We start from the raw sequence: 11100 nt of genomic DNA, 5'->3' as shown, positions 1-11100 counted from the left end.
TATGCAGTTCAGAACCGATCTCGGGTTGACTGTCGGCAAGAGAAGGTCCACGCTGACATTGACGCAACGTGACCATCATTGATAATCTTCAGCGTGGTCAGTCCGGCGGCCTCGGCGGGCGGGGCCGCGCCCGGCCACGCCGTGATCGGCGGGGTCGACAGTGGCGTCGAGGGCAACCGATCCGGGACACAGCAGACAGTCGGGACGAGCGTTCCGCAGGGGGTGCCGCCGTGGCCGCTGATCCGTCCGTGCCGACCGCCGGAGACCCGCCCGAGGAGGGCGTCTCACTGCACCTGCTCGGAGGTTTTCGACTCCTCCGCGAGGCGGTGCCGGTGGTGGTGCCACGCGGCCTGCAACGGGTGATCGCGCTGATCGGGCTCCGCCCCGGCGCCACCCGCAGCCAGCTCGCCGGGCTGCTCTGGCCCGACGCGTCCGAGGAACGGGCGCTGTCCTCCCTGCGTACCGCCCTGTGGCGGCTGCGACAGGACCCTTGCTGCCCGATGACAGTGGCCAGCGACACCGTACGCCTCGGCCCGGCGGTTCGGCTCGACGTGGACGACCTGGTCGGCACCGCGGCCCGGGTCCGGGACGGCGACGACCCACGCACCGCGGCCGGGGCGCTCGCCGCCGGGCGGCACGACCTCCTGCCCGGCTGGTACGACGACTGGGTGCTGCTGGACCGGGAACGCCTGCGCCAACTCCGCCTGCACATGCTGGAACAGGTGGCGGGGCACCACCTGGCCGCGGGACGGCACGGCGAGGCCCTCGAAGCCGCGTTGGAGGCGATGGCCGCCGAGCCGTTACGCGAGACACCACACCGGCTGGTCGTCCGCATCCACCTGGCCGAGGGCAACGCCTTCGAAGCCGTGCACGCCTTCTACGTCTACCGCGACCTGTTGCGCCGGGAACTGCGGTTGGAGCCGAGCCCCGCCATGAGCGCCCTGCTCGACGACACCCTCGCCCCGATCCGCCAGGCCAGCCGCGAGGCCCTCACCGACCGCCCGTCGCCCGCCGTTCGGCGTACGTGACGGCGACGCCCGTCACCGCCCGGTCGGCGTACGTGACGGTGATGTGACAGGCCCTGCGGCACGGTGGGCGCACAGAGCACGTGGCACCGGCCCCCGAGGGGTCGGACAGGCCACCGGCGGAAGGGGTCCCATGAGTCGTCTACTGATCGTCAGCCGGATCATCCCGGGAGCGGAGGGGCGGGTCGCGCAGATCTTCGCCGAGTCCGATGCCACCGACCTGCCCGGCCTGACCGGCGTCACGCACCGATCCCTGTACTGCCTGCACGACCTGTGCGTACACCTGCTGGAGACCTCGGACGACGTCGACCCGGACGCGCTCGCGGCGGCCCGCAACCACCCGCTCTTCCGACAGGTCAACGAGCGGCTCTCCGCGCACACGTCGCCGTACCTGCCGACCTGGCGTTCCCCCCGGGACGCGATCGCCGGCTGCTTCTACCGGTGGGACGCCGTCGAGGCGCCCACGGCGCGCCCGGCCGGCACCGACGCACCCGCTCCACGCCCGGCCGTCACCGAGGCGCCCGCCGCGCACCCGGCCGGCTGACATGTCCGCCGCGCCGCCGCACGTCCTGATCATCGGCGCGGGCACGGGCGGGCTGTGCCTGGCGCACGGCCTGCGCCGGGCCGGGATCAGCGTCGCCGTCTACGAGCGGCACCGCGACCGCGCCGAGGGGCTGCTCGGCTATCGGGTCGGCATCGGCCCCACCGGTAGCAGGGCGCTGCGGGAGTGTCTGCCTCCGGAGCTGTTCGCCACCTTCCTGGCCACCTGCGCCCGGCCGCCGCACTACTTCAACGTCGTCACCCAGGGGCTCCGTCAGACCGCGTCGTTCGCGCTGCGGCCGAGCGCCGACCCGGTACGCACCGAACACTCGGTGGCCCGGATGGTGCTGCGCCAGGTGCTGCTGACCGGCCTGGAGGACGTGGTGCACTTCGACAAGACCTTCACCCGGTACGAGCAGCGCGACGACGGCACTGTCACCGCCCACTTCGCCGACGGCACCAGCGCCACCGGCGACCTGCTGGTGGCGGCCGACGGCACCCATTCCGCCGTACGCCGCCAGTACCTGCCGCACGCCGTCACCCGCGACGCCGGGACGATCAACATCGCCACCCGGATCCCGCTGACCCCGCACACCAGCGGTCTCATTCCGGAGCGGGTCCAGCAGGGCATCTCGCTGATCTTCGGCGTCGGCGGCATGATGGGCGTGCTGCACGTCATGGAGTTCAAGTGGGACGCCGAACGCGCGATCAAGCCCGGCGTCAGCGAGCCCGACGCCGCAGTGCTCCGGGACTGGCCCGGCCTGGCCCACGACACCACCACCGACAACATCAACCTGATCATCTGGAGTGCGGCCAACCGGTTCCCGACCGACATCATGGACCGCCGCGGTGAGGACCTGGTGCAGGTCGCCCTCGACCTCACCGCGAACTGGCACCCGCACCTACGGGAACTGCTCGCCCACGCGGACCCGGCCAGCGCCCTACCGATCAAAGTGTCCACGTCCGAGCCGGTGCCGCCCTGGAAGAGCAGCACCGTCACCATGCTCGGCGACGCCATCCACACCATGACCCCGGGTCGGGGCGTGGGCGCGAACACCGCGCTGCGCGACGCCCGCCTGCTCTGCGCGCAGCTCAGCCGCGCCACCGCCGGCGAAAAGACGCTGCTCCAGGCGGTCGCCGACTACGAGGCCGTGATGGCGCCGTACGGCTTCGCCCGGGTCGCCGAATCGCTGAACCGCAGCGGCACCAGCGGCGACGACCGGATGTACCGGCCGGTGGTGGGTCGGCTCGCGCTGCTCGGCGCGCGCGGCTACTTCGGAGTGACCAGCCGGGTGCCACGGCTCCGTCGCCGATTCGTCGACGACTTCCACACCTACGAGGGCGACCGGGACTGAACCCCGCATCGCCCGACCCGGGCTCGGCGTCCAGCGCCGGGCCCGGGTCTCATCGTTCCGGAGAGCTCTGCCCGACCAATCCATGCCTTGCCCGCTCCATGCCCGACCCGGTCTCGTCGGGTCGGGTTTTTCGGGTGATCGGGCGACGCTGTGTCACCCGGCAGGCACCGGCTGAGGTGGCTGTCCCACCCGCAACGCTGACGGCCGATCCTGCCTGTCGTCGGCAATACGCGTGTGCGAAGCTGCGGCGAGTTTTTCTCGTGACTTTTCCAACGACCTGAGAGGGAGGTTCGCCGTGGCGTGGTCTTTCGGACACTCGCTGATAGTGGTACTGGCACTGTTGCTGGGCTTGGCCGCCGGGTGGCTGCTGCGCGGCCGACGGGGCGTACAGGGCAATTCGATTGTGGATGGTGACCCCGTCGCCGGCCTGGCCGTGATCACCACGCCCACGCCGGCTGCCACCACCGACGAGGCCCGGCCCGCGGCCGCCGTCGACCCGGCACCCACCGCGGTCGCCGACGAGCCGGTGCCGGTCGACACGGTCAGCGCGCCCGCCGCGCTGACCGAACCGGACGGTCCCACCCCGGTGCCCGTGCCGGCGGACGCCCCGAGCGCCGTCGACCCGGCGGACATGGCGCTGACCGAGAACCCGCCGCCGGTGCCGGCCACCGAGCAGTCCGACGCCGCTGAGCTGCGGCAGGAGCCGGGCGTGGACTCGACCCCCGAGCCGGTCACTGTCGACGACCAGCCCGCCCCGGCGGCCGTGGTCGCCCCCCGCCAGCCCGCGGATGATCTCCCGCCGGCCGACGCGGCACCGCTGGACACGACGCCGGCCGACGATGCGGCGATCGACGCTGCGCCGGTAGCGGCCACCCCGGCCGACACCACCCCCGCCGACGACGCGCCGGTCGAGACCGCGCCCGTCAACAGCACGCCGATCGACTCGACGCTGATCGACGATGCGCCGGCCGACGATGTGCCGGCCTCCGTCGGTCCGGCCGACGACGTGGAGACCACGGCCACTGCGGCCGATGCCACGCCGGCAGAGACGTTGGCGAGCGCAGGACCGTCCGACGCCGAGCCGGTGCAGGCCGGCTCCGTGACCGCCGAGCCGGTGCAGGCCGGCTCCGTGACCGCTGAGCCAGTGCAGGCCGGCTCCGTGAACGCCGAGCCCGCGGTTGCCGCTGCCGTCGACGAGCGGGCGGCGGTGGCCGCGCCTCCGGTCCGCCCGACCGCCGCCGCGACCCCTCCGGTTCGTTCGGCCGCGGACACGACGAACAGCGGCGTCGACGCCGACCCGACCGGCCCGGCCGACGACTTCCGCCGGATCCAGGGGATCGGGCCGAAGATGGCGGCTGCGTTGCAGGACGCCGGCGTACGCACGTACGGCCAGCTCGGCGAGTTGGACGAGCCGGCACTGCGCGACCTGATCCGGGCCGCCGGCCTGCGCGCCGCACCTGGGCTGGCCAGTTGGCCGCAGCAGGCACGCGTGCTCGCCGGCGCCGGCGACGAGATGGCAGCGGTGCTGCCGAGTGGCAATCAGGCCTGACCGCCTGCACTCGAGCCCCCGGCAGCCGTCCACCGCGACGGCACGCCGGGGGCTCGGCCGTGGCTGCCGAAGATCCTCCGACGCCCACCGCGCCGAGTGATCGACTCGGCGTTCAGGAAACCGCGGTCGGCCCGAGCGGGTTGCCCCGACGTCCAGAACTCGAGTCGATCAGCCCGCCGGCAGCCGCTTACCCGCGCCGTCGGCGCACAGCGACCGGCACACGGCGGTTCGTGCACGGCGGTTCGTGCACGGAGACCGGCGCGCCTCCCCCGAGATCGCGCTCGATCCTGGATGTAGTGGTGTCAGGTGCGGCGAAGGCCACTACATCCACGATGTTGCGCGATCTTACGGGCGGCATCCGACGCTGCCGAGCCGGAGCGCCGGCACCGCGGGGAGTGACGCCCGCCTCAGGCGCGCAGCTTGGCCGCGAGGTCGCCGATCGACGCCATCGCGTACCGCTGCATCCCTGGACCGAAGGTGATGCGTGTGGCGCCCTGCCGGCCCAGCTCGGCCACGGACTCCCGGTCCGGTCCGGCGGCCATGTTGATCGGCCCGGAGATGCCCTCGCGCAACTGCGGCAGCACCTGCGGTGGCGCCAGGATCGGGTAGACGCAGTCGGCGCCGGCAGCCACGTAGAGGCGGGCGCGTTCCACCGCCTCGGTCGGGTCACCCGTTCCGACCAGGAAGGTGTCGACGCGGGCGTTGATGAACAGGGAGTCACCCGCCTCCGCGCGCACTTCGGCCAGCCAGTCGGCGTGCCTCCGGGGGTCCTTGAGGGTGGCGTCCCCCTCCGAGTCCTCCAGATTGCAGCCGACGGCGCCGGCCTCCAACAGCCGTCCGACCAGCTCGCGGGGGGCGAGGCCGTAACCGCCCTCGACGTCGGCGGACACCGGAACGGACACGGCGCGGACGATGCGCGCGACCGCCGCGAACATCTCGTCGGGCGGGGTCGCGCCGTCCTCGTAGCCGAGCGAGGCGGCGACACCCGCGCTCGGGGTCGCGAGTGCCGGGTAGCCGGCGTCGGCCAGCACCCGGGCGCTGGCCGCGTCCCAGGGGCCCGGCAGAACGAGCGGGTCACCGGCGGCGCGGTCGTGGTGCAGGGCACGGAAGGTGGAGGCTGTCATCGTTGTGATCTCCCGACGGGCTGCGGAGGGCGGGCTCAGGCGGTGTGTCCGCCGTTGGAGTCAAGCACGGCGCCGGTGATGTACGAGGCTGCGGGGCTGGCCAGGAACGCGATGCCCGCGGCGGTCTCGGCGGGGTCGCCTGATTGTTGACCGATCGGTCCACCATACGTTTGGTGGACCGCCCGGTCAACAATCGCTACGCTGGTCACATGGCCAGGCCACGACAGTTCGACGAGGAGCAGGTGATCCGCGCCGTCCGGGATCAGTTCTGGGACGCCGGCTACGCGGCGACCTCACTGGAGGACCTGGTCCGCGTCAGCGGGCTGGGCAAGGGCAGCCTCTACGGGGCCTTCGGCGACAAACACCGGCTGTTCCTGCGGGCGCTGCGGGAATACACCGACACCAGCGGCGGCTACCTGCGCGAGATGCTCGCCTCCGCTCCCCGCGCCCTGGACGCGCTGCGCGCGTTCGTCATGGCGCCGGTGAACGACCCGGGTGGTGCTGCCGCCCGGCGCGGCTGCCTCATGGCCAACAGCACGTACGAACTCGCCACCAGCGACCCCGACGTCCTCGCCGAGGCGCGGCGCACCTACGAGGCGACGACCGCCCTGGTCGCCGAGAGCGTCCGACGGGCCCAGGGCGAGGGCGACCTGCCGCACGACGTCGACCCGGTCGAGACGGCGCGCGCACTGCTCGCCGCACAGCAGGGCCTGGTGTTCATGGGGCGGACGGGGCTGGACATCGACACCCTGACCGCCACGGCCCGCACCCTCGCCGCCAGGCTCCTACCGGACGCCTGACACCAGCCCGACCGGGGCGGGGTTATTTGATCTTGCGGGTGGACCGGACCACGATGCTCTCGTACTCCGGGTGCTTGACCACCCAGTCGGCGATGAACGGGCAGATCGGCACGACGGTCCGGCTCCTGCTCCGCGCGTCGTCCAGCACGGCCCGCGCCAGCGTCGACCCGACGCCCTTGCCCTCGTACGCCGGATCGACCTCGGTGTGCGTGTAGGCGATGATCGAGCCGGTCAGCTGGTAGGTGACGAACCCGACGACCGCGCCCGCCTCGTCGCGCGCCTCGAAACGCTCCCGCGCCGGCGCGTCTGTCACGGTGAACTGCACCCGACCATCCAACCACCCGGCCCGACGGCGCTCGCTGCGAGGCCGGCAGGGGACGCGACCCCACGCGCATTGTCCCGGCCGAAACGGGAAACGCAACGCCGGGCACCGGGAGTACGCGACGCCGCCGGGCACACCGTGGGAGGGGACACGCCACCATGACGAATCCATCGACGGACGGCGGCTTCGCCGTCGTCGAGATGTTCACGTCCCAGGGCTGCAACAGTTGCCCTCCCGCTGAGGAGTTGCTGAGCGAGATCGAGCGCGACGCCCGGGACCGGGGCCAGAACGTCTTCGCCCTCGGGTTCCACGTCGACTACTGGGACGACCTGGGCTGGCCCGACCAGTTCGCGGACGCGGCGTACACCGCGCGGCAGGAGGCGTACGCCCGCGCGTTGGGTACCCGAGGTCTGTACACCCCGCAGATGGTCGTCAACGGCACCGTGGAGTTCGTCGGTTCCGATCGCCGCCGGGCGGCCGCCGCGATCATGTCCGCCATGGCCTCGACCGCCGCCACACCACTGGCGCTCTCCATTGCCAACCTGGGCAATGACCGGGTGATGGTGGACTACCGGACCGAACAGCCGCCGGAGCGCGCGGTGTTGCACGTGGCGGTCGTGGAACGGGAGTTGACCAGCGAGATCGCCCGGGGGGAGAACGCCGGGCGGACGCTGCGACAGGACAACGTCGTACGCGCCTTCAGGTCGGTGGGCCTGGACGCCGAGCGGGGACAGGTGGAGCTGGCGACACCACCTGGTCTTGATCCGCGGAGCGCCAGCGTGGTCGGCTACGTCCAGGAGAGCGGCGAACGGGCGATCGTCGGCGCGACGGCCATCGAGCTGTCCACCGCGTAATCTCAGCCCATGCGGATGGTGCGGGGTGCGAGGCGGTTCGGTGGCTGACGCGGACGACGTACGCCGGGTGGCGTTGGCCCTGCCGCAGGCGGTGGAGATTCCCAGTGACGGCTTCGACTTCCGGGTGGCCGACAAGGGCTTCGTCTGGTCCTATCCGGAGCGGACGCCGGGCAAGCCTCGGGTGATCCGGCTCGACATCGCGGTGCTGTTCGTCGGCGACGAGGCCGAGAAGCAGGCTCTCCTGCTCGGGGAGCCCGAGATCTTCTTCACCACGCCTGGCTACCAGGGCCTGCCCCTGGTGCTGCTGCGTCTGGCGGCGGTCGACCTGGACCGGCTGACCGAGCTGGTGACCGACGCGTGGCGGATGCGCGTGCCGAACGCGCTGTTGAACGACAGTGAAGGCGAAGCATTGAACGACAGTGCGGGCGAACCGCTGGGCGACCGTGCGGGCGCCGGCAAATAGCGACATCAGCACGCAACGGGTTGGACACATTGACGGGGATCTCGGTACTCCATTACCGTGGCCGAGAGAGCGCTCTCTCACCTGACCTTCCCCCCAATTCAGACGCATAGCGCTGGACCCGGCAAGGGCCGCACCCGGCGCGCGCGATGGAGGCACGATGAAACCTCCCGTCCCCCACCGCCGATGGGCCCTGGCCGCCGCCACCGCGCTGGCCCTGGTCGTCGGCGGACTCACGATCCCGGTCACCCGCGCAGCCGAGGCCGCGCCCGTCGGCGCCGGCAGCTACACCACCACCCCGGTCGGCGCGCTCCCCAGCGGCTGCGGGGCGATGTCCAGCAACCCCCGGCAGTTCGCAACCGCCAACGCGCCCGCCGGGCCGATCCCCACCAACGACTGGTGGTCCTCACTGCTGTGGAAGCGCACCGACTGCTCGTTCAGTGAGCCGCTGCACGCCCACCCGATCTCGTACGACACCTTCGGCGACGGGCTGGGCTTCTCCGCCAACTCCACGCCCGCCATCAGCGGCACCGCCACCGGTGTCGGCGAGTTCCACTACCCGTACGTGCAGGACATCCGGGTCGGTGTGGCCGGGCTCGCCGCACCACTGGTGAAGGTCGACGGCTGGACGGACTGGACGGTCAGCCCGCACTGGAGCGACGGCACGCGCACCATGCGCGCGACCATCGGCCACGGTCTGCCCTTCGCGTACTTCCAGACCACCGGCGGGAACGCGCAGATCAGCACCGCCGGCACCCCCGACGTCTGGTCCAACAGCGGCGCCACCATCGGCTTCCGGGTCAACGGCCACGACTACGTCGGTTTCGCGCCCAGCGGCGCCAGTTGGACAGTGGCCTCCGGCCGGATCTCCTCCACCCTCGCCGGTCGCGGCTACTTCTCCGTCGCCCTGCTGCCGCCGACGTCCAGCGCGACCGAGCGCGCCGCGCTGGCAGCGACCTACGGTCAGTACGCGCACGCCCACGTGACCGGCACCCAGCTCTCGTACGCGTACAACCCGGCGACCAGCGGCCTGACCACCACGTACGCGTTCACCACTACCGCCCGGGAGGGCACCGCCACGCAGACGGTGGTCAGCCTCTACCCGCACCAGTGGAAGTCGCTGAGCGGGTCCACCGCGATCACGCCGACCTACCCGTCGGCGCGTGGCCGGATGAAGGTGCTCACCGGCGTCAACCAGTTCCGCACCGCCATGAAGTTCCAGGGCATCCTGCCGGAACTGCCGGCGGTCGGCGACGGCACCGGTGGTGACCTGTCGACGCTCACCGGGCACCTGGCCGCCACCCGCGCCAACCCGATGGACCAACGCGGCAACGACACCTACTGGACCGGCAAGGGGCTCGGCCGGGCCGCGCGGATCGCCGAGATCGCCGACCAGGTCAACGACACCACGACGCGCGACAGCGCGCTGAACGCGATCCGTAGCACGCTCACCGACTGGTTCACCGCGTCCAGCGGCAAGACCAGTCGGGTCTTCTACTACGACAACAACTGGGGCACCCTGATCGGCTACCCGGCGTCGTACGGGTCGGACCAGGAGCTCAACGACCACCACTTCCACTACGGCTACTACATCGCCGCCGCGGCGACGCTGGCGAAGTTCGACCCGGCCTGGGCGGCCACCAGCCGCTACGGCGGCATGGTCGACCTGCTGATCCGCGACGCCAACAACTACCGCCGCGGCGACAGCCAGTTCCCGTATCTGCGGGACTTCGACATCTACGCCGGCCACGACTGGGCGTCCGGGCACGGCTCGTTCGGCTCCGGCAACAACCAGGAGTCCTCGTCGGAGGGGATGAACTTCGCAAGCGCTCTCATCCAGTGGGGGCAGACGACGGGTAACACCGCCATCCGTGACGCGGGCGTCTTCCTCTACACCACCCAGGCCGCCGCCATCCAGGAGTACTGGTTCGACGTCAGCGACCAGAACTTCCCCGCCGCCTTCGGGCACTCCACGGTCGGGATGGTCTGGGGCGACGGCGGCGCGTACGCCACCTGGTTCAGTGGCGAGCCGGAGATGATCCAGGGCATCAATCTGCTGCCGGTCACCGGCGGTCACCTCTACCTGGGCAACAACCCGGCGTACGTGCGGACCAACTACGCCGAACTGGTCCGTAACAACGGCGGACAACCGACGGTGTGGCAGGACATCCTCTGGCAGTTCCAGGCCCTCGGCGACCCCGACGCGGCGCTGGCGAACCTTCGCGCGAACCCGGGCTACACCCCGGAGGAGGGCGAGAGTCGGGCGCACACGTTCCACTGGATCCGTAACCTCGCCGCCCTCGGCAACGTCGACACGACGGTGACCGGCAACCATCCGCTGTCCGCGGTCTTCTCCCGCAACGGGGCCCGCACCTACGTGGCGTCGAACCCGACGGCGACGCCGATCACTGTGACGTTCTCCAACGGCACCACGCTCGCCGTGGGCGCCGGCAAGACGGCCACCACCGGGGCGTACACCTGGAGTGGTGGCAACGCGGCCGGCGGAGTCCCCCCGACGACGCCGACGGACCCCCCGCCGACGACCGACCCGCCGACGACCCCGGGCACACCCACGCGGTACCTGCTGCCCGGGGGTGGGTTGGGCGCCGCCGGTAGCGCGGCCACGACGACTGTCGCTGCGGCGAACGGCAACCACGACGGTACGCCCACCAACGCCCAGGTCTTCACGGCGACCGGCCTCAACCTCGCCTACGCGGGCGGGCAGACGGCGTTCGACCTGTTCGTGGACGCCGGGACGGCGGTCGGCAACGGCGTGCAGGTGCGGATCTCCTACGACCTCACCGGCAACGGCAGTTGGGACCGGGTGGAGACGGGGCGCTACTTCGCCACCGACCCGGTCACCGGCTACGAGCACTACACCCAGAGCGCCGGATTGTCATCGGCCACCGGCACGCTGGGCGCGCTGAGCAACGGCAGGGTCCGGGTGGAGGTCTGGTCGGCGATCGGCAACAACCCGACCACAGTGGGCATCGGCAACCAGTCGGTGCTGCGGCTCCCGTACTCCTGATCGACAGGCACGGCGCGACATGACGTCGGCCGGTGCGGAGGGC

11 protein-coding genes are annotated in these 11100 nt (G+C 71.7%); 8 read left to right on the top strand and 3 right to left on the bottom strand.

All coding sequences use genetic code 11. The features are described from left to right. Positions 1-230: 230 nt before the first annotated feature. From OHB44_RS16540 to OHB44_RS33490, 4 genes are all read left to right on the top strand, one after another. A complete protein-coding gene (locus tag OHB44_RS16540) occupies positions 231-1028 on the top strand; it encodes an AfsR/SARP family transcriptional regulator (protein ID WP_238685783.1) in 798 nt (265 codons plus the stop codon). A gap of 130 nt (positions 1029-1158) precedes the next feature. Continuing rightward, positions 1159-1569 (top strand): TcmI family type II polyketide cyclase, encoded by a 411-nt coding sequence (locus OHB44_RS16535; RefSeq protein ID WP_238685784.1) that lies wholly within the window; start codon positions 1159-1161, stop codon positions 1567-1569. Position 1570: 1 nt separating this feature from the next. Next, the gene (locus tag OHB44_RS16530) at positions 1571-2920 is read left to right on the top strand and encodes an FAD-dependent oxidoreductase (protein ID WP_330437469.1); all 1350 of its coding nucleotides are present in this window, start codon (positions 1571-1573) and stop codon (positions 2918-2920) included. Positions 2921-3215: 295 nt separating this feature from the next. Beyond that, positions 3216-4469 (top strand): helix-hairpin-helix domain-containing protein, encoded by a 1254-nt coding sequence (locus OHB44_RS33490; protein WP_442932610.1) that lies wholly within the window; start codon positions 3216-3218, stop codon positions 4467-4469. Positions 4470-4876: 407 nt separating this feature from the next. Here the strand turns inward: OHB44_RS33490 and OHB44_RS16520 are convergent, their stop codons facing one another. Continuing rightward, positions 4877-5593, bottom strand: a complete 717-nt coding sequence (locus OHB44_RS16520; protein ID WP_330437468.1) for an isocitrate lyase/PEP mutase family protein — start codon at positions 5591-5593, stop codon at positions 4877-4879. Between the two features lie 35 nt (positions 5594-5628). Next, the gene (locus OHB44_RS16515) at positions 5629-5802 is read right to left on the bottom strand and encodes an SDR family oxidoreductase (protein WP_330437467.1); all 174 of its coding nucleotides are present in this window, start codon (positions 5800-5802) and stop codon (positions 5629-5631) included. On the opposite strand from OHB44_RS16515, the gene OHB44_RS16510 reads away from it, so the two are divergent. After that, entirely contained in the window at positions 5803-6393 is a 591-nt protein-coding gene (locus OHB44_RS16510) for a TetR/AcrR family transcriptional regulator (protein WP_330437466.1), read from the top strand. It begins immediately after the preceding gene. Positions 6394-6415: 22 nt separating this feature from the next. Here OHB44_RS16510 and OHB44_RS16505 read toward each other — a convergent pair whose 3' ends face one another. After that, positions 6416-6718 carry a GNAT family N-acetyltransferase gene (locus OHB44_RS16505; protein ID WP_330437465.1) on the bottom strand — a complete coding sequence of 101 codons (303 nt, stop codon included), beginning with the start codon at positions 6716-6718 and terminating at the stop codon, positions 6416-6418. Positions 6719-6873: 155 nt separating this feature from the next. On the opposite strand from OHB44_RS16505, the gene OHB44_RS16500 reads away from it, so the two are divergent. From OHB44_RS16500 to OHB44_RS16490, 3 genes are all read left to right on the top strand, one after another. Continuing rightward, on the top strand, positions 6874-7569 hold the full coding sequence (locus OHB44_RS16500) for a DUF1223 domain-containing protein (RefSeq protein WP_330437463.1): 696 nt from the start codon (positions 6874-6876) through the stop codon (positions 7567-7569). A 40-nt stretch (positions 7570-7609) separates the two neighbouring features. Beyond that, positions 7610-8032, top strand: a complete 423-nt coding sequence (locus OHB44_RS16495; protein ID WP_238685791.1) for an MmcQ/YjbR family DNA-binding protein — start codon at positions 7610-7612, stop codon at positions 8030-8032. Positions 8033-8189: 157 nt separating this feature from the next. Next, on the top strand, positions 8190-11057 hold the full coding sequence (locus tag OHB44_RS16490) for a glycosyl hydrolase (RefSeq protein ID WP_330437460.1): 2868 nt from the start codon (positions 8190-8192) through the stop codon (positions 11055-11057). Positions 11058-11100: the final 43 nt, after the last annotated feature.

It is taken from the genome of Micromonospora sp. NBC_00821, assembly GCF_036347035.1.
GTDB classification, from domain to species: domain Bacteria; phylum Actinomycetota; class Actinomycetes; order Mycobacteriales; family Micromonosporaceae; genus Micromonospora; species Micromonospora hortensis.
Note: the sequence above shows the minus strand (reverse complement) of the source record. Positions and strands in the feature narration are given on the sequence as shown.